The organism is Microbacterium sp. NPDC087868 (assembly GCF_044900755.1).
Lineage (GTDB): Bacteria > Actinomycetota > Actinomycetes > Actinomycetales > Microbacteriaceae > Microbacterium > Microbacterium galbinum.
Window position 1 is genome coordinate 415641 of sequence record NZ_JBJDNO010000004.1, and the last position, 18085, is coordinate 433725.

Genomic DNA, 18085 nt, shown 5'->3' on the forward strand with positions numbered 1-18085 from the left:
GGTGCGGAGTCGTGCTGCGCAGGGTGCGGACTCGGGCGGCGTAAGGCGTCGAGTCGTGCTGCGTAGGGCGCCTCAGCTGTAGAGGCCGATCCCTCCGGCTGCTGCTCCGGCGCCGAGCGCGACCCCGGCGATGAGGAAGAAGATCGCGGGGCCGACGACCGCGACGATGAGCGCGCCGATTCCCTGGCCGCGACCGCGCTTGCGTGCGATGGCCATGATGCCCAGCACGATCGCGGCGATGCCGAGGATCGTGCCGGCCCAGAACGAGATCTCCGCCCACAGCACCTGGTCGCGGGCGGGGGAGAGGACGGCGAGCGACGAGAGGTCGTCGCTGTTGAGGCGCACGATCGCCTCGGGCACCCGTCGGCCGACCTCGTACGACGCGAACGCCGCCACGATCGGCGTGACGACGGCGGCGACGAGAGCGAAGACCAGCGACAGCGTGCCGGTCAACTTCGACGGCCGGGGTGCCGGGTCGGGCACGGTGTACGCACCGGTGGGAGCCGTGTATCCGCCGACCGGCACCTGATAGGCCCCGGGAGGCGCGGCGTAGCCGGGCGCCGGCGGAACGGGCGGAACGGACGCCCCGTACGCCGCAGGTGCGAGAGCCGGAGCGGCTGCGGGCGGTGCGGGCACGACGGGCGGTGCGGCCGGCGGAGCCGGGGGAACGAAGCCTGAGGGCACGGAACCGGACGGCGGAGGAAGCTGGGGATCGGTCACGAGGTCATCCTAGGGTGAAGGGTCAGACCCGGCGGAGCAGGCCGACGCGGTCGTAGACCTGCGCGAGGGTCGCGTCGGCCACGGCATCCGCGCGTCCGGCGTTGTCCGCCAGGATGCGGTCGAGCTCGGCCGGATCGTCGAGGAGCTCGAGCGCGCGGGTGCGCACCGGTTCGAACTCCGACACGACGACCTCCGCGAGGCCCTTCTTGAAGTCGCCGTAGCCGCGTCCGGCGTATTCGTCTTCGATCGACGCGACCTGGCGGCCGGAGAGGGCCGCGTAGATCGTGAGCAGGTTCGAGACGCCGGGCTTGCTCTCACGGTCGAAGCGCACGGAGCCCTCGTTGTCGGTCACCGCGCGCATGATCTTCTTCGCGGACTTGGCCGGATCGTCGAGCATCCACAGCACGCCGGCGTCGCTCTCGGCCGACTTCGACATCTTCGACGTCGGGTTCTGCAGGTCGTAGATGCGCGCGGTGTCCTTCTGGATCACCGGCATCGGCACCGTGAACGTCTCGCCGAAGCGCGAGTTGAAGCGCTCCGCGAGGTCGCGGGTGAGCTCGACATGCTGCTTCTGGTCGTCGCCCACGGGCACCACATCGGTCTGGTACAGCAGGATGTCGGCGGCCATCAGCACCGGATACGTGAACAGCCCGACGCTCGTGGCGTCCTGTCCGTACCGCGCCGACTTGTCCTTGAACTGCGTCATGCGCCCGGCCTCGCCGAAGCCGGTGATGGTGCTGAGGATCCAGGCGAGTTCGGCGTGCGCCCGCACGTGCGACTGCACATACAGGGTCGACTGCGAGGGCTCGATGCCGGCGGCGATGTACTGCGCGGCGGTGCGGCGCGTCTTCTCGCGCAGCACCGCGGGGTCCTGAGCGACCGTGAGGGCATGCAGGTCGACGACCGAGAAGTACGCGTCGTACGAACCCTGCAGATCACGCCACTGGAGGAGCGCCCCGATGTAGTTGCCGATCTGGAGGGAGTCGGCGGAGGGCTGCATTCCTGAGTAGAGGCGAGGCTTGGTCACGCGTTCAATCCTATGGGGCGGGGGAAGCCGCCGGTGCCGGGTCAGTAGGTGTAGTCGACGACGACCGGAGCGTGGTCGCTCCAGCGCTGGTCGTACGCGGCGGCGCGGGCAACGTGGTAGCCGGTGGCGCGCTCGGCGAGTGCAGGCGTCGCGAGGTGGTAGTCGATGCGCCACCCGGAATCGTTGTCGAACGCCTGTCCGCGCATCGACCACCAGGTGTAGGGCCCCTCGACCTCTCCGTGGAAGCGGCGGCCGACATCGACCCAGCCGAGCCCCGTGCCGACCGTGCCGTCGACACCCGTCACCTCGGTGCCCGCTGCGCCGAGGAAGCGATCGAAGTAGGCGCGTTCACGGGGGAGGAACCCGGCCTTCTTGCGGTTGCCGCGCCAGTTCTTGATGTCGAGTTCACGGTGGCCGACGTTGAGGTCGCCGGTCACCAGGGCGAGCGCATCGTCGGCGCCGAGTTCGCTCAGGCGCGGGCCGAAGGCATCGAGGAACTTCCACTTCTCGTCCTGCTTCGGGGTGTCTGCCTCGCCGGAGTGCACGTAGGCGCTGACCACGGTGAGCGGACGGTCGCCGAGCAGGAAGTCGGCCTCGATCCACCGGCCCTTCGAGTCGAAGTCCTCGGCGCCGAACGCCGTGCGGGAAGCGAGCGCCGGAACGCGGCTGGCGATCGCGACGCCGGCGCGGCCCTTGGCGGTCGCCTCGTCGTGCACGAACGACCAGCCGGGCAGGGCGGCTGCGAGATGCTCGTCCTGACCGCGGACCTCCTGGAGCGTCAGGACATCGACGTCGGCGGCGTCGAGCCATCCGCTCATGCCGTTGCGGGCGGCCGCCCGGATCCCGTTGACATTGACCGAGGCGATACGCAGATGAGGCATGTGATCCAGCCTACGGGCGGGGTCGGACATTGCCTGTCGTCACGGCGTCCGCCTCGGCGTCCGCCCGCGCATCCGTCAGCCTCTGCTGCGCGGCCTTCAGCGCGCGTCGTGCGGCCGGTCGCCGGTACCAGGGCGCCGTGTCGACGGCCTCCTGCGCTCGGCGCACCTGCACGCGGGCGGCGAGCAGGAGCGCCTGCTTCTCGGCCCGACGCGCCGTCTCCTCGTCCTCGCGCTCGAGCGGCTGATCCTTGTCCTCGGCCGCCACCGCGATCCACGAGGCCGCCATCAGCACCACGATCGCCAGCCAGCGGCACCACAGCAGCAGACCGATGATCACGGTGAAGGAGGCGAGCAGCGGATTGCTGGGCACGTGCGAGAGCAGCAATCCGGCACCGAGCTGCAGCACGACCATCGCGCCTCCGCCGAGCATCGCACCGGGCCAGATGAATCGCCAGTGCAGATGCGTACCCGTCAGGAAGCGCACCAGCATCGCCAGCGCGGTCGCATCGAGGGCGAAGGCCACGACGACCGAGACGGTCTGCGCGCCGAACGAGAAGAACCAGGTGCCGGTGCTCCAATCGAAGAGCAGGAAGATCTGCTCCAGCGCCCAGACGCTCAGGGAGATGAGCACCGCGCCGACGAGCATGGCCCCGCCGAAGACGATCGCCGCGAAGAAGTCGCGCACCTTGAGCAACCAGTACGGGCGCGCATCGAACGGCAGTCCGAAGAGGTCGCGCACCGCGCGCCGCGTGAAGGTCACCGCGCTCACCGCCGTCCACAGCGCCACGCCGACGGCGATCGCTCCGGTGACACCCAGAATGCCCGTGGAGTCCTGAGCGATCTGGGTGACGTCCTCGACCGAGAACAGGCCGCCCTCCGGGGCGATCAGCCCCGGGATGTACGTGTTGACCAGGCGCACGAGGGCTTCGATCGCGAGGCTGCTCGCTCCGAGCCAGAGACCCGCGCCCGCGAAGCCGACGTACAGCAGCGCGAAGAGGGCGAAGAGCACGTAGTAGCTCATCCCCGCCGACAGCAGGAAGCCGTTGCTGAATGCGAAGTTGCGCCAGACCCGGACGGGGAAGGCGGCGAGGGTGCGGTCCTTCAGCTCCGTCACACGCTCGATGGGTGCCTCGAGCCGCGCGCGGAGGGGACGGGGAGCGGACATGCCCTCCACATTATCGATCGGTGACAACGGGCCGAAACGCGAGAACGGGCGGCTCCCGAGGGAGCCGCCCTTTCTCGAACGAATGCCGGATGCAGGTCAGGGGCGTCCGCGCAGAACGGCCTGCTTGACCTCGGCGATCGCCTTCGTGACCTCGATGCCACGGGGGCAGGCCTCGGAGCAGTTGAAGGTCGTGCGGCAGCGCCAGACGCCCTCCTTGTCGTTGAGGATGTCGAGACGCACGGCGGCGTTGTCGTCGCGCGAGTCGAAGATGAAGCGGTGCGCGTTGACGATCGCCGCCGGGCCGAAGTACTGACCGTCGGTCCAGAAGACGGGGCACGACGAGGTGCACGCCGCGCACAGGATGCACTTGGTGGTGTCGTCGAAGATCTCGCGGTCGGCGATCGACTGCGTGCGCTCCTTGCCCTTCTCGGGAACGGAACTCGCGACGAGGAACGGCTGCACTTCGCGGTAGGAGGCGAAGAACGGCTCCATGTCGACCACGAGGTCCTTCTCGAGGGGGAGGCCCTTGATGGCCTCGACGTAGATCGGCTTCGAGATGTCGAGGTCCTTGATCAGCGTCTTGCAGGCGAGACGGTTGCGACCGTTGATGCGCATGGCATCCGATCCGCAGATGCCGTGCGCGCAGGAGCGACGGAAGGTGAGCGAGCCGTCGACCTCCCATTTGATCTTGTGGAGCGCGTCGAGCACGCGGTCGGTGGAGTAGAGCTCCACGTCGTAGTCCACCCAGTGCGGCTCGTAGTCGACCTCCGGGTCGAAGCGGCGGATGTTGAAGGTGACGATGAAGGACTGGATCCCGGTCTCTTCGGTCGTGTCTGCGGGGGCTTCGGCGATGGCGTTCGACATGCTCAGTACTTCCTCTCCATCGGCGGGTAGTTCAACTCGCCCTGCTCGTTCTTGGTGAAGACGACGGGCTTCCAGTCGAGCTTGATGTGGTCGCCCGGGTCGGACGAGTGCGCGTCTCCGGTGAGGTACGCCATCGTGTGCTGCATGTAGTTCTCGTCGTCGCGCTTGGGGAAGTCGTCGCGCATGTGGCCGCCGCGGCTCTCCTCGCGGTTCTGCGCGGCGTAGACGACGACCTCGGCGATGTCGAGCAGGAAGCCCAGCTCGACGGCCTCGAGGAGGTCGGTGTTGAAGCGGTGGCCCTTGTCGTCGACGTGCACGTTCTTGTAGCGCTCGCGCAGCTCGGCGATGACGCCCAGCACGTGCTGGAGCGATTCGTGCGTACGGAAGACCTGTGCGCCCTTGTCCATCTCGTCCTGCAGCGTCTTGCGCAGCACGGCGATGCGCTCGGTGCCCTGGTTGTTGCGCAGACCCTCGAGCATGTCGGAGACGAAGGCCGCCGGGTTCTCGGGGAGAGGCACGAACTCGGCCGTCTTGACGTACTCGACCGCGTTGCGACCGGAGCGCTTGCCGAACACGTTGATGTCGAGCAGCGAGTTGGTGCCGAGGCGGTTGGCGCCGTGCACCGAGACGCACGCGCACTCGCCGGCCGCGTAGAGACCCGGGACGATCGTGTCGTTGTCGGCGAGCACCTCGCCGTTGTTGTTCGTGGGGATGCCTCCCATCGCGTAGTGCGCGGTCGGCATCACGGGCACCGGCTCGACGACCGGGTCGACACCCAGGTACGTGCGGGCGAACTCGGTGATGTCGGGGAGCTTGGTCTCGAGGACCTCGGCACCCAGGTGCGTGCAGTCCAGCAGCACGTAGTCCTTGTGGGGACCGGCGCCGCGGCCCTCCGCGACCTCCTGCACCATGCAGCGCGCGACGATGTCGCGGGGAGCGAGGTCCTTGATGGTCGGCGCGTAGCGCTCCATGAAACGCTCGCCCGAGGCGTTGCGCAGGATCGCTCCCTCACCGCGGGCACCCTCGGTGAGCAGGATGCCGAGGCCGGCGAGACCGGTCGGGTGGAACTGGAAGAACTCGAGGTCTTCGAGCGGGAGGCCCTTGCGCCAGACGATCCCGACGCCGTCACCCGTGAGGGTGTGCGCGTTGGAGGTGGTCTTGAAGATCTTGCCGAATCCGCCGGTGGCGAAGATCACGGCCTTCGCCTGGAAGACGTGGAGCTCACCGGTGGAGAGGTCGTAGGCGACGACGCCGGAGACCTGCGTCTTGCCGTCGGCATCCTTCACCGTCAGCAGGTCGAGCACGTAGAACTCGTTGAAGAAGTTGATGCCGAGCTTGACGCAGTTCTGGAACAGCGTCTGCAGGATCATGTGGCCGGTACGGTCGGCCGCGTAGCAGGCGCGGCGCACCGGCGTCTTGCCGTGCTCGGCCGTGTGACCGCCGAAGCGCCGCTGGTCGATCTTGCCCTCGGGCGTGCGGTTGAAGGGGAGGCCCATGTTCTCGAGGTCGATGACCGCGTCGATGGCCTCCTTCGCGAGGATCTCCGCCGCGTCCTGGTCGACGAGGTAGTCGCCGCCCTTGACCGTGTCGAAGGTGTGCCACTCCCAGGAGTCCTCCTCGACGTTGGCGAGCGCCGCGGCCATGCCGCCCTGCGCCGCGCCCGTGTGCGAGCGGGTCGGGTACAGCTTCGAGATCACCGCGGTCTTCGCACCGGGGCCCGCCTCGATCGCCGCGCGCATGCCGGCGCCGCCGGCGCCCACGATGACGATGTCGAACTGGTGGTAGTGCACGCCGTCACGGACGACGGAATCCTGCGTCTCGGTAGTCACTTCTCGTATGCCTTCTTCTTTAGTTGCCCAGCGACTGGCACGAATCCCACAGCGTGCTCGACTCGGTCACGCCCAAGCAGGGGTCGAACGTGAACACGACGAGCGTGCCGAGCAGGATCAGCAGTCCGGCGGCGAGGCCGAGTGCCCAGATGAGCGCCTTGCGGGCGGTGTTGTTCGTGACGTAGTCGTTCACGATCGTGCGCATGCCGTTCGCGCCGTGGATCAGCGCGAGCCACAGCATCAGCACGTCCCACCACTGCCAGAACGGGGTCGCGAACTTGCCGGCGATGAACGCGAAGTCCAGGGCGTGGATGCCCTCGCCGACCATGAGGTTGATGAAGAGGTGGCCGAAGATCAGCACGACGAGCACGATGCCCGAGGCGCGCATGAAGATCCAGCCCCACTTCTCGAGGTTGAATCCGCGGCGGCGACGGGCCGGCGGTGCGATGGTCTGCGAGGACATCAGTGTCCACCCCCCGTGAATCCGGCGAACGCGAGCATGAGGTGTCGCGGCACGAAACCGGCCATGATGATGCCCCACACCAGCAGCACGCCCCAGAAGAGCTGTCGCTGGTACTTCGCGCCCTTCGACCAGAAGTCGACGGCGATGATGCGCAGTCCGTTCATCGCGTGGAACACGATGCCCGCGACCAGGACGACCTCGCCGATCGCCATGATCGGGTTCTTGTAGGTGCCGATGACGGCGTTGTACGCCTCGGGTGAGACCCTGATCAGCGCCGTGTCGAGCACGTGCACCAACAGGAAGAAGAAGATGGCGACTCCGGTGATGCGGTGAAGCACCCACGACCACATGCCTTCGCGACCCCGGTAGAGGGTGCCGCGGGGGGTCTTGGACGTGGTTTCCGAAATCGACGGTGTCAAGCGAGCGCTCGTGGACACGGTCGTCCTCCCTGGATCGATGTGCGTCGGTCGCATGCCGCCAGGCACGCCCGATCGGTGTCCATCCTATTCCCGTCTTCCAGCGGGGGGCGACGAAGGGGAACCTAACTCCGGCCGGTCTTGAGGCGTTCTTGAGCAGCACCGGGAGTCTGCGATCGCCCCGGGATACCCTGGCGGCATGACGCAACCGATCGAAGACTTCTACGCCGTGATCCCCGCGGGCGGAATCGGCAGCCGGTTGTGGCCGCTGTCCCGAGCGGATGCGCCGAAGTTCCTGCACGACCTCACCGGATCGGGTCATTCGCTGCTGCGCGACACCTGGGATCGGCTCGTCCCCCTGGCGGGCCCCGATCGCATCGCCGTCGTCACCGGTCGCGCCCACCGCGCCGCGGTCGAGGAGCAGCTGCCCGGCATCGCCGATCTCAACGTCTTCCTCGAATCCGAGCCGCGCGAGTCCGCTGCCGCGATCGGCCTCGCCGCCGCCATCCTCCACCGCCGCGACCCCGACGTGATCATCGGGTCGTTCAGCGCCGATCACGTCATCCGCGGTACGCGCGTGTTCGAGTTCGCAGTGCGGGATGCCGTGGAGGTCGCCCGCGAGGGCTACATCTGCACCATCGGCATCTCGCCCACGGAGCCGGCCGTCGGCTTCGGCTACATCAAGATGGGCGCCGAGCTCGTGGTCGACGGCGCGCGCGAAGCGGCGCTCGTCGACACCTTCGTCGAGAAGCCGGACCTCGAGACGGCGAAGGGATATCTCGCCGACCGCGGTTATCTGTGGAACGCGGGGATGTTCATCGCGAAGGCGAGCGTGCTGCTCGACGAGCTCGCGGCGAACGAGCCCGAGCTTCACGCGGGACTGCAGGAGTTGGCAGAGGCCTGGGACGACCGCGAGGCACGCGGTCCCGCGGTCGATCGGATCTGGCCGCGTCTGAAGAAGATCGCGATCGATTACGCCGTGGCCGAGCCGGCCGCGCGACGCGGGCGCCTCGCCGTGGTCCCGGGCCACTTCGACTGGGACGACGTGGGGGACTTCGCCTCGCTCACGAAGCTCATCACGAACGGGCGCAAGAACGATCTCGCGGTCCTCGGGCCGCACGCCCGAGTGCTCTCGGATGCCGCGACCGGAATCCTCGTGAGTCAGACCTCACGGGTGATCAGCCTGGTGGGCGTTCAGGACATCGTGGTGGTCGATACGCCCGATGCGCTGCTGGTCACGACGGTCGAGCACGCGCAGCGGGTGAAGGGCGTCGTGGAGTCGCTCAAACTCACGGGACGGGGCGATGTGCTCTGATGAGCAGCGCATCGTGCTCATCGGCGCTCCAGGTTTCGAGTTTGTAAAGATTCACCGGAGCGAGGGCCGCCGGTATACGAAAAGGGTGAAACAGTAGGTAACTTTGATCGATCCGCGAGGGACGCGGTTCCGTTCAGGGAGGCACTGAGTTGACCATCTCCACCACCAAGAAGCTTCTCGGCGCGACCGTCGCCGCGAGCGTCATCTTCGCTCTCGCCGGCTGTGGCCAGGCACCGGCCGAATCGGGCGGCGACGCGGGCGGCGACACCCCCGACTTCCTGCCCTGCATCGTCTCCGACATGGGCGGCTTCGACGACAAGTCGTTCAACCAGCTCTCGTTCGAGGGCGCCACGAAGGCCGCCGATGAGCTCGGCGTCAAGCTGAAGGACGTCCAGTCCAACGCCGAGACCGAGTACGGTCCCAACATCACGAACCTCGTCGACGAGGGCTGCAACGCGATCGTCGCCGTGGGCTTCGCCCTCTCGGCCGCCACGGTCGAGGCCGCCACCGCCAACGAGGACGTCGACTTCATCCTCGTCGACGACGCCGCCGACAACGACTTCGACGGAACCAAGGACGCGGACAACATCAAGCCGCTCCTCTACGACACCGCCCAGGCCGCCTTCCTCGCGGGCTACCTGTCGGCCGGCTACTCGAAGACCGGCAAGGTCGGCACCTTCGGTGGCATGGAGTTCCCGACCGTCACCATCTTCATGGACGGCTTCAAGCAGGGCGTCGACCACTACAACGAGGTCAAGGGCACCGACGTCCAGGTCGTCGGTTGGGACGGCAAGACCGGCTCGTTCACGGGTGGCTTCGAGGCCAACCAGGACGCCAAGCAGGTCGCCGTCAACGTTCTCGACCAGGACGTCGACGTCATCTTCCCCGTCGGCGGCCCGATCTACCAGTCGGCGCAGCAGGCCATCAAGGAGTCCGGTAAGGATGTCGCGCTGATCGGCGCCGACGCCGACCTGTTCGAGACCGACCCGAGCACGGAGGACGTCGTGCTCACCTCGGTCCTCAAGGCCATGGACCTCTCGACCTACGAGGCCGTCCTCGCCAGCGGCAAGGGCGAGTTCGACCCGGAGACCTACATCGGCACGCTGGAGAACGAGGGCGTCGGCATCGCCGACCTCCACAACTTCGCCGACAAGGTCGACGCCGGCCTGCAGGACGAGGTCACCCAGCTGCAGCAGGACATCATCGACGGCACCGTCACCGTCAACTCCTACCTGAGCGAGTGATTCACTGAGAACGGGGAGGCCGACGCTCGTCGGCCTCCCCGTTCCGTCCTGTCGGGAGGCATTCCCGACGCTCCGGTCTGCTGAATAGGATCGAACACATGAAGCTTGAACTGCGCGGCATCACGAAGAGATTCGGGGCGCTGACAGCCAACGACCACATCGATCTCACCGTCGAAGAGGGTGAGATCCACTGTCTTCTCGGAGAGAACGGCGCCGGCAAGTCGACGCTGATGAACGTTCTCTACGGCCTCTACCAGGCCGACGAGGGAGACATCCTGCTGGACGACGTCGTCCAGCACTTCGACGGACCCGGCGACGCCATGGCGGCCGGCATCGGCATGGTGCACCAGCACTTCATGCTGATCCCCGTCTTCACCGTCGCCGAGAACGTCATGCTCGGCCATGAGCAGACCCGATTCGGAGGTCGTCTCGACCTCGCGGCCGCTCGCGCGAAGGTGCGCGAGATCTCGGACCGCTTCGGATTCGCCGTCGACCCCGACGCGCTCGTCGAAGACCTCCCGGTCGGCGTGCAGCAGCGCGTCGAGATCATCAAGGCGCTGTCGCGCGAGGCGAAGGTGCTCGTGTTCGACGAGCCGACCGCCGTGCTCACCCCGCAGGAGACCGACGAGCTGATGGCGACGATGCGCCAGCTCAAGTCGCAGGGCACCTCGATCGTCTTCATCACCCACAAGCTCCGCGAGGTCCGTGAGGTCGCCGATCGCATCACCGTGATCCGTCTCGGCAAGGTCGTCGGCGAGGCATCGCCCACGGCCTCGAACGAGGAACTCGCCTCGCTCATGGTCGGCCGCGCGGTCGAGCTCACCGTCCACAAGGACGCCCCGACGCTGCGCGAGAACGGTCTCAGCGTGCAGGGCCTCACCGTCACCGACCGCTCCGGCATCGTCCTCGTCGACGACGCGAGCTTCGAGGTGCACGGGGGAGAGGTCCTCGCGATCGCCGGTGTGCAGGGCAACGGTCAGACCGAGCTCACCGAGGCGATCCTCGGCCTGCAGGACCACGTGCGCGGAAGCATCCGCCTCGACGGCGAAGAGCTCGTCGGACGCAGCGTGCGGCAGATCCTCGACGCGGGTGTGGGTTTCGTGCCCGAGGACCGCAGCGTCGACGGTCTCGTCAAGGAGTTCTCGATCTCGGAGAACCTCATGCTCGACCGGTCGTTCGGCGGGGAGTTCGTCTCCGCCGGAACGGTGCGCCGTGGCGCTCTCGACGAATTCGCCCGCGCCAAGATCGCCGAGTTCGACATCCGTACGCAGGGACCGGCGCAGGCCGCCGGCCGTCTGTCGGGCGGTAACCAGCAGAAGGTCGTCCTCGCCCGCGAGCTCAGCCGCGACCTCGCGCTGTTCGTCGCCGCGCAGCCGACCCGTGGAGTCGATGTCGGATCGATCGAGTTCATCCACAAGCGCATCATCGACACGCGCGATGCCGGTGTTCCGGTGATCGTGATCTCGACCGAGCTCGACGAGGTCGCCGCCCTCGCCGACCGGATCCTCGTGATGTACCGCGGCCGCGTCGTCGGCATCGTGCCCGGCAACACCCCCCGCGATCAGCTCGGTCTGATGATGGCGGGCATGAACGGAGAGAGCGCATGAGCGTCGTAGAGACCAAGGGACCGCTCGCCGAGCCGGAGACCGTCGTGGCCCCCTCGCGGTGGCGCGTCGCGTTCCAGCAGATCGTCTCGGGCAACGCGATCATCTCGGTGCTCGCCGTCCTGATCGCGGTCGTCGTCGGCTCGATCATGATCGCGGCGACGAACGAAGAGGTGCAGGAGACGGCGGGGTACTTCTTCGCCCGTCCCGGTGACATGATCGCCGCCGTCTGGCAGGCCGTCAGCGGTGCGTACGCCGCGCTGTTCCGCGGCGCGATCTACAACTTCAACGCCGACGACTTCGCCACCGGCATCCGTCCGCTGACCGAGACGCTCAAGTTCGCGACGCCGCTGATCGCGGCCGGACTCGGTGTCGGCCTCGCGTTCCGCGCCGGGCTGTTCAACATCGGTGGTCAGGGGCAGATGCTCATGGCGGCCGCGGCCGGCGGATACGTCGCGACGCAGATCGACATGCCGTTCCCGCTGCACCTGATCGCCGCCGTCATCGCCGGTATGGTCGCCGCAGCCCTGTGGGCCGGTATCGCCGGGATCCTCAAGGCGCGCACGGGCGCGCACGAGGTGATCACGACGATCATGCTCAACCACATCGCCTTCTACCTGCTGGCCTGGATGCTGGCGACGCAGGGCATCCTGCAGGCGCCGGGATCGAGCAACCCGAAGACGGCTCCGATGCCCGACTCGGCCGTGCTCCCGCTGCTGCTCGGTGACACCTACAAACTGCACTGGGGCTTCCTGGTGGCTCTGGCCGCCGTCGCCTTCACGTGGTGGCTGCTCGAGCGTTCGTCGCTCGGTTTCCGCTTCCGCGCGGTGGGGGAGAACCCCGCGGCGGCCCGGGTCGCGGGTATCGACGTCGGCAAGATGTACTTCGTCGTCATGCTGATCGCCGGTGCGCTGGTGGGTATCGCCGGCATCAGCCAGATCCTCGGCACCGAGACCAGCGGTTTCGGCGGTTCGATCGACGCGGGCATCGGCTTCGACGCCATCACGGTCGCTCTGCTCGGGCGCTCCTCGCCGATCGGCATCCTCGGCGCCGGACTCCTCTTCGGGGCGTTCAAGACCGGTGGTTTCACGATGCAGTCCTCGCAGGGCATCCCGATCGAGATCGTGCTCGTCGTGCAGTCGCTGATCGTGCTCTTCATCGCCGCGCCCCCGCTGGTGCGCGCGATGTTCGGTCTCCCGCAGCCCGGGCGTCCCTCACGCAAGAAGACCCGAGCGGCCAAGAAGTCGCAGAAGCAGGAGGTGTCGGCATGAGCGCCGTCACGAATGCCGCCGTCGCGATCGAGGAGCCGCGCGCCGTCGCCGTCGCCTCGTGGAAGGCGCCGATCATCTTCGGGATCTTCACGGTCCTGTTCGCCCTCCTGCCGTTGCTCGCCCCGCGCGACGGGGAGACGACCTTCCGGCTGGCCTCGGCCGACGCGTTCTTCGCGATCCCGGACGTGATCCTGCCCGCGAACGCGACCGCCTGGGTCGCCGTCGTGGTGCTCGCCGCGGTCACCGTCTTCGCGTTCGTGCGGGCATCCGCTCGTCGCAGCATCCCGCTCTGGTTGGTGATCGTCTACGTCGCAGCCCTCCTGCTGGGCTTCCTCGCCTGGGCCGCCGCCGGTGAGACGCTGCGGATGATCAGCCTGCTCGGGGGAGCGCTGGCCCTGGCCACGCCCCTGATCTTCGGCGCCCTGGGCGGCGTGATCGGTGAGCGCGCCGGTGTCGTGAACATCGCGATCGAGGCGCAGCTGCTGGCGGGCGCCTTCTCGGCAGCGATCGCCTCGTCGATCACCGGTTCGCCGTGGGCGGGTCTGGTCGCCGCGATGGGTGCGGGCATGCTCGTCTCGCTCGTGCTCGGCGTCTTCACGATCACGTACTACGTCGACCAGGTCATCGTCGGTGTCGTGCTCAACGTGCTGGTGATCGGTCTGACGACCTTCCTCTTCCGCGTGGTGCTCGCCCCGAACACCGAGACCCTCAACAGCCCGGCCACGTTCGACACCGTGTCGATCCCCGTGCTGAGCGAGATCCCGGTCATCGGCCCGATCCTGTTCCGCCAGTCGTTCATCGTCTACCTGATGTTCTTCGTGGTCGCGCTCGTCTGGTTCGGTCTGTACCGCACCCGGTGGGGTCTGCGCCTGCGCGCGGTCGGCGAGCACCCGCAGGCGGCCGACACGGTCGGCATCAAGGTTCTGGCGACCCGCTACCGGGCGATCCTGCTCGCCGGTGCCGTCGCCGGCATGGGCGGCGCGTTCTACACGCTCGTCTCGGTGCCGCGCTTCAACCAGGAGATGACGGCGGGCGCGGGCTTCATCGCCCTCGCCGCGGTGATCTTCGGTAAGTGGGACCCGATCAAGGCCACACTCGCGGCGCTGCTGTTCGGCTTCGCCACCAACCTGCAGGGCGTGCTCAGCGTCATCGGATCCCCGGTGCCGAGCCAGTTCATGCTCATGCTGCCGTACGTCGTGACGATCTTCGCGGTCGCCGGCCTCGTCGGGAAGTCGCGGGCCCCCGCGGCTGACGGCGAACCGTACATCAAGTCCTAGGAGAGACATGACAGACATCGACTGGGACGAGCTGCGCCAGGTCGCCACGTCCGCCATGGAGAAGGCCTACGCCCCCTACTCGCGCTACCGCGTGGGGGCTGCGGCACTGGTGGGAGACGGGCGCATCGTCGCCGGCTGCAACGTCGAGAACGCGTCGTACGGCGTCACCCTGTGCGCCGAGTGCGCTCTCGTCGGCGATCTGCACATGTCCGGCGGCGGCCAGCTCGTCGCCTTCGTGTGCGTGAACAACGACGGGCAGACGATCATGCCGTGCGGCCGCTGCCGTCAGCTGCTGTTCGAGCACGCGATGCCCGGAATGCTGCTCGAAACCGTCTCCGGCATCCGCACGATCGACGAAGTACTGCCGGATGCGTTCGGCCCCCGCGACCTGGAGGACGCACGATGAGCACGGTGGAGCCCTACGACGCGGTCGACGTCATCCGCGCGAAGCGCGATGGCGGAGCCGTTCCGGAACCCGCCCTGCGATGGATGGTCGACGCGTACACGCGCGGCTACGTCTCGGACGCGCAGATGGCCTCGTTCGCGATGGCGATCTTCCAGCGCGGCATGGAGCGCGACGAGATCCGTGTGCTCACCGACGCGATGATCGCGTCGGGGGAGCGGATGAGCTTCGCCGCCCTCGGCAAGAAGACGGTCGACAAGCACTCCACGGGCGGCGTGGGCGACAAGATCACGCTGCCGCTCGCTCCGCTGGTCGCGGCGTTCGGGGTGGCGGTGCCGCAGCTCAGCGGCCGCGGCCTCGGCCACACGGGCGGCACGCTCGACAAGCTCGAGTCGATCCCCGGCTGGCGCGCGGCGCTCAGCAACGAGGAGATGTTCGCCCAGATGCAGGGCGACGTGGGTGCGGTGATCTGCGCGGCGGGTTCCGGTCTCGCCCCCGCCGACAAGAAGCTCTACGCGCTGCGCGACGTGACCGGCACGGTCGAGGCGATCCCGCTGATCGCGTCGAGCATCATGTCGAAGAAGATCGCGGAGGGCACGGACGCGCTCGTGCTCGACGTCAAGTTCGGCTCGGGCGCCTTCATGCAGGACATCGATCGTGCGCGTGAGCTCGCTCGCACGATGGTCGCGCTCGGCACCGATTCGGGCGTCGCGACGACGGCCCTGCTCACCGACATGAACGTGCCCCTCGGCTTCGCGATCGGCAATGCCAACGAGGTGCGCGAGTCGGTCGAGATCCTGGCCGGCGCAGGTCCCGCCGACGTCCGCGAGCTCACGATCGCGCTCGCCCGCGAGATGCTCGCGCTGGCCGGTCAGCCGGATGCCGATGTGGAGGCGGCTCTCGACGACGGGCGCGCGATGGATCAGTGGAAGGCGATGATCCGCGCGCAGGACGGCGACCCGGATGCCGCGCTTCCGGTCGCCCGCGAGACCCACGTCGTCACGGCGCCCGCCGACGGCGTCATCAGCCGCATGGACGCCCTGCCGTTCGGCATCGCGGCCTGGCGTCTCGGCGCCGGCCGTGCGCGCGCCGAGGACCCCGTGATCTTCGAGGCGGGGATCGACCTGCACGCGAAGCCGGGCGACCGCGTCGTCGCCGGACAGCCGCTGTTCACGCTCTCGGCGGCCGACGAGGCGCGCTTCCCGCGCGCGATCGAGGCCCTCGAGGGAGCGTGGGAGATCGGAGCGGATGCACCTGCGCGCGGACCGATCGTGCGCGAACGCATCACGGCCTGACCTCCGGCCCGCTACCCTGAACACGGCGGTCACCACCGCCACACTTTTCTGCGACTGGAGGATCCCCATGGCGATCGATGCGAACGGCGACGTCAAGATCCAGGGGATCTCCCTGCGGAGTCTGCCGAAGGTGTCGCTGCACGACCATCTCGACGGCGCGCTGCGTCCGGCGACAATCGTCGAGCTGGCGGATGCCGCGGGCATCGAGCTGCCGCAGAGCGATGCACGCTCGCTCGGGCGCTGGTTCGCGAAGCAGAGCGATTCGGGCTCGCTGGTCGAGTACCTGAAGACGTTCGACCTCACGATCGCGGTCATGCAGACCCCGGAGGCGTTGACCCGGGTGGCCCGGGAGTTCGTGCAGGACCTGGCGAAGGACGGCGTGATCTACGGCGAGGTGCGCTGGGCACCCGAGCAGCACCTGGCGGGCGGCCTCAGCCTCGAGCAGGTCGTCGAGGCCGTGCAGCAGGGGATCGAGGAGGGCGAGGACGCGGCGGACGCCGCGGGGCACAGCATCCGCGTCGGCCAGTTGCTGTCGGCGATGCGCCAGCACGATCGCGCCCGGGAGATCGCGGAACTCGCGGTCGACTTCCGCGGCCGCGGCGTCGTGGGCTTCGACACCGCGGGCCCCGAGGACGGCTTCCCGTCGTCGAACTATCGCGAGGCCTTCGACTACCTCGCCGACAACTTCTTCCCCGTGACGGTGCACGCCGGCGAAGCGGCCGGACTCGACTCGATCCGCTCCGCCCTGCTCGACGGACGCGCCCTGAGGCTCGGGCACGGCGTGCGCATCGCCGAGGACCTCGAGGTCATCACGCGCGAGGGCGATGAGGTGCAGGTGCAGTTCGGCGAGGTGGCGCGCTGGGTGCGCGACCGCGAGATCCCGCTCGAACTGTCGCCGTCGTCGAACCTGCAGACCGGGGCGGTCGCCGCCTGGGGCTCGGAGCTCGCCGATCACCCGTTCGATCTGCTCTACCAGCTCGGCTTCGCCGTCACCGTGAACGTCGACAACCGCACCATGAGCGCGACCTCACTCACCCGTGAGCTCGCCCTTCTCGTCGAGGCGTTCGAGTACGACCTCGACGACCTCGAGACCTTCCAGTTCAACGCCGCGGCCGCGACGTTCCTCCCGGTCGAGGAGCGCGAAGAGCTCGTGGAGATGATCGCCGAAGGCTTCGACGCCTGACCATGACGACTCGGGGGAGCCGTTCGCGGGCACGGCGCAGACGCCGGGGGATCTGGATCGGCGCGGTCGTCGCTGTGGTGGTCGTGGCGGGTGGTGCCGCTGCCGCCTTCACGTGGACGAATCGCGAGCCGGAGCCTGTCCCGCGCGTCGAGGCGACGCCGATCGAGCGCCCGCTGACCGCGGCGCAGCAGCTCGTCGCCGACTCCGGTGATCCGAACGGGTGCGCCGTGTCGTTCACGGGCGAGGGCATCGCGCTCGACATGCAGGTGCAGTCGCAGGGCGCGCTCTACCAGTACCTGCCGATCCCGGCGCAGGACGGTCGCGTGTTCGCCGGGTGGTACGCCACGGCCGACGATGCGGCGGCCCAGAACGTCGCGGCGCGCGTCAACGGTGCGGACGCGGTCGTCTGCACCAATGCCGAGGTCGAGCTGTTCGGCGCGTGGACGACGCCCGAGGCGAACGCGGCGGCCGATGTGCAGGTGCCGATCCTGATGTACCACCAGTTCACCCCGAACCCCGAGGGGGAGTCCGGGTGGCTGCGCGGCAACTACGCCTACATCGGCGACTTCGACGCGCAGATGAACCACATCGCGACGACCGGGTTCTACCTGCCCACGTGGGACGAGCTGAGCGCGTTCATCGACGGCCGGCTGTCGCTACCCGCGCGCTCCGTCATCATCACCGATGACGACGCCGACCAGACGTGGTTCGACCTCGCCGTGCCGGTCATCGACAAGTACAAGCTGCTCTCGACATCGTTCATGATCACCGCCTACCGGCAGGACCCGCCGCCGTCGCCGTACGTGCTGCGCCGCTCGCACACGCACGACATGCATCAGGCCGGTGCCAACGGTCGGGGCCGGATGGAGAACTGGACCGCCGACGAGATCGCCGCCGACCTCCACACCTCCGGCGACGTGCTGGGCGTGCGCGAGGTCATCGCCTACCCGTTCGGGCACTACAACGACACGGCGAAGCAGGGTGTGACCCAGGCCGGCTTCGAGATGGCCCGCACCATCGAGCCGGGTTACGTCGAGATCGGCACCGACAAGCTGGCGCTGCCGGTCGTGCGCATCGACTACGGCATGGGCCTCGAGTCGCTGATCTCGCGGATCGGCTGACCTCCGC

At 68.2% G+C, this 18085-nt stretch carries 17 protein-coding genes; 9 read left to right on the plus strand and 8 right to left on the minus strand.

What is annotated here, in order from left to right:
* Positions 1–72 precede the first annotated feature (72 nt).
* The 8 genes from ACI2JZ_RS15920 to sdhC form a co-directional block, all read right to left on the minus strand.
* Entirely contained in the window at positions 73–720 is a 648-nt protein-coding gene (locus ACI2JZ_RS15920; protein WP_404598465.1) for a hypothetical protein, read from the minus strand.
* 22 nt (positions 721–742) lie between these two features.
* On the minus strand, positions 743–1747 hold the full coding sequence (trpS, locus tag ACI2JZ_RS15925; protein ID WP_404598466.1) for a tryptophan--tRNA ligase: 1005 nt from the start codon (positions 1745–1747) through the stop codon (positions 743–745).
* 41 nt (positions 1748–1788) lie between these two features.
* Entirely contained in the window at positions 1789–2628 is an 840-nt protein-coding gene (locus ACI2JZ_RS15930) for an exodeoxyribonuclease III (protein WP_247634313.1), read from the minus strand.
* Positions 2629–2638: 10 nt separating this feature from the next.
* Positions 2639–3793 (minus strand): YihY/virulence factor BrkB family protein, encoded by a 1155-nt coding sequence (locus ACI2JZ_RS15935; protein ID WP_247624841.1) that lies wholly within the window; start codon positions 3791–3793, stop codon positions 2639–2641.
* A gap of 96 nt (positions 3794–3889) precedes the next feature.
* Positions 3890–4657, minus strand: coding sequence for a succinate dehydrogenase iron-sulfur subunit (locus ACI2JZ_RS15940; RefSeq protein WP_404598468.1), 768 nt, complete (start codon positions 4655–4657; stop codon positions 3890–3892).
* A gap of 2 nt (positions 4658–4659) precedes the next feature.
* Positions 4660–6486 carry a succinate dehydrogenase flavoprotein subunit gene (gene sdhA / locus ACI2JZ_RS15945; protein ID WP_336641940.1) on the minus strand — a complete coding sequence of 609 codons (1827 nt, stop codon included), beginning with the start codon at positions 6484–6486 and terminating at the stop codon, positions 4660–4662.
* Positions 6487–6505: 19 nt separating this feature from the next.
* Positions 6506–6949, minus strand: a complete 444-nt coding sequence (locus ACI2JZ_RS15950; RefSeq protein ID WP_247624838.1) for a succinate dehydrogenase hydrophobic membrane anchor subunit — start codon at positions 6947–6949, stop codon at positions 6506–6508.
* Entirely contained in the window at positions 6949–7386 is a 438-nt protein-coding gene (gene sdhC / locus ACI2JZ_RS15955) for a succinate dehydrogenase, cytochrome b556 subunit (RefSeq protein WP_247624837.1), read from the minus strand. The genes ACI2JZ_RS15950 and sdhC overlap by 1 nt, the downstream gene beginning before the upstream one ends.
* Positions 7387–7564: 178 nt before the next feature.
* Between sdhC and ACI2JZ_RS15960 the strand changes: the two genes are divergently transcribed.
* From ACI2JZ_RS15960 to ACI2JZ_RS16000, 9 genes are all read left to right on the plus strand, one after another.
* Positions 7565–8680, plus strand: coding sequence for a mannose-1-phosphate guanylyltransferase (locus ACI2JZ_RS15960; protein ID WP_247624836.1), 1116 nt, complete (start codon positions 7565–7567; stop codon positions 8678–8680).
* Between the two features lie 149 nt (positions 8681–8829).
* Positions 8830–9924 carry a BMP family protein gene (locus ACI2JZ_RS15965; RefSeq protein WP_247624835.1) on the plus strand — a complete coding sequence of 365 codons (1095 nt, stop codon included), beginning with the start codon at positions 8830–8832 and terminating at the stop codon, positions 9922–9924.
* Positions 9925–10022: 98 nt separating this feature from the next.
* Entirely contained in the window at positions 10023–11531 is a 1509-nt protein-coding gene (locus ACI2JZ_RS15970) for an ABC transporter ATP-binding protein (RefSeq protein ID WP_247956571.1), read from the plus strand.
* Positions 11528–12799, plus strand: coding sequence for an ABC transporter permease (locus ACI2JZ_RS15975; RefSeq protein WP_404598470.1), 1272 nt, complete (start codon positions 11528–11530; stop codon positions 12797–12799). The genes ACI2JZ_RS15970 and ACI2JZ_RS15975 overlap by 4 nt, the downstream gene beginning before the upstream one ends.
* Positions 12796–14076, plus strand: coding sequence for an ABC transporter permease (locus ACI2JZ_RS15980; RefSeq protein ID WP_247956569.1), 1281 nt, complete (start codon positions 12796–12798; stop codon positions 14074–14076). Before ACI2JZ_RS15975 ends, ACI2JZ_RS15980 begins: the two co-directional genes overlap by 4 nt.
* A gap of 7 nt (positions 14077–14083) precedes the next feature.
* Positions 14084–14482: a cytidine deaminase gene (locus tag ACI2JZ_RS15985; RefSeq protein ID WP_247624831.1), complete on the plus strand. Its 399-nt coding sequence runs from the start codon at positions 14084–14086 to the stop codon at positions 14480–14482.
* A complete protein-coding gene (locus ACI2JZ_RS15990) occupies positions 14479–15774 on the plus strand; it encodes a thymidine phosphorylase (protein ID WP_404598473.1) in 1296 nt (431 codons plus the stop codon). Before ACI2JZ_RS15985 ends, ACI2JZ_RS15990 begins: the two co-directional genes overlap by 4 nt.
* Positions 15775–15841: 67 nt before the next feature.
* Positions 15842–16957, plus strand: coding sequence for an adenosine deaminase (locus ACI2JZ_RS15995; RefSeq protein WP_247624829.1), 1116 nt, complete (start codon positions 15842–15844; stop codon positions 16955–16957).
* A 2-nt stretch (positions 16958–16959) separates the two neighbouring features.
* The gene (locus ACI2JZ_RS16000) at positions 16960–18078 is read left to right on the plus strand and encodes a polysaccharide deacetylase family protein (protein ID WP_404598475.1); all 1119 of its coding nucleotides are present in this window, start codon (positions 16960–16962) and stop codon (positions 18076–18078) included.
* Positions 18079–18085: the final 7 nt, after the last annotated feature.

Excerpts from the sequence above, each read along its gene's own strand:
- ACI2JZ_RS15930 (WP_247634313.1), bottom strand. The coding sequence starts at position 2,628 with ATGCCTCATCTGCGTATCGCCTCGGTCAATGTCAACGGGATCCGGGCG.
- ACI2JZ_RS15935 (WP_247624841.1), bottom strand. The coding sequence starts at position 3,793 with ATGTCCGCTCCCCGTCCCCTCCGCGCGCGGCTCGAGGCACCCATCGAG.
- ACI2JZ_RS15940 (WP_404598468.1), bottom strand. The coding sequence starts at position 4,657 with ATGTCGAACGCCATCGCCGAAGCCCCCGCAGACACGACCGAAGAGACC.
- ACI2JZ_RS15950 (WP_247624838.1), bottom strand. The coding sequence starts at position 6,949 with ATGTCCTCGCAGACCATCGCACCGCCGGCCCGTCGCCGCCGCGGATTC.
- ACI2JZ_RS15960 (WP_247624836.1), top strand. The coding sequence starts at position 7,565 with ATGACGCAACCGATCGAAGACTTCTACGCCGTGATCCCCGCGGGCGGA.
- ACI2JZ_RS15970 (WP_247956571.1), top strand. The coding sequence starts at position 10,023 with ATGAAGCTTGAACTGCGCGGCATCACGAAGAGATTCGGGGCGCTGACA.
- ACI2JZ_RS15975 (WP_404598470.1), top strand. The coding sequence starts at position 11,528 with ATGAGCGTCGTAGAGACCAAGGGACCGCTCGCCGAGCCGGAGACCGTC.
- ACI2JZ_RS15980 (WP_247956569.1), top strand. The coding sequence starts at position 12,796 with ATGAGCGCCGTCACGAATGCCGCCGTCGCGATCGAGGAGCCGCGCGCC.
- ACI2JZ_RS15985 (WP_247624831.1), top strand. The coding sequence starts at position 14,084 with ATGACAGACATCGACTGGGACGAGCTGCGCCAGGTCGCCACGTCCGCC.
- ACI2JZ_RS15990 (WP_404598473.1), top strand. The coding sequence starts at position 14,479 with ATGAGCACGGTGGAGCCCTACGACGCGGTCGACGTCATCCGCGCGAAG.
- ACI2JZ_RS15995 (WP_247624829.1), top strand. The coding sequence starts at position 15,842 with ATGGCGATCGATGCGAACGGCGACGTCAAGATCCAGGGGATCTCCCTG.
- ACI2JZ_RS16000 (WP_404598475.1), top strand. The coding sequence starts at position 16,960 with ATGACGACTCGGGGGAGCCGTTCGCGGGCACGGCGCAGACGCCGGGGG.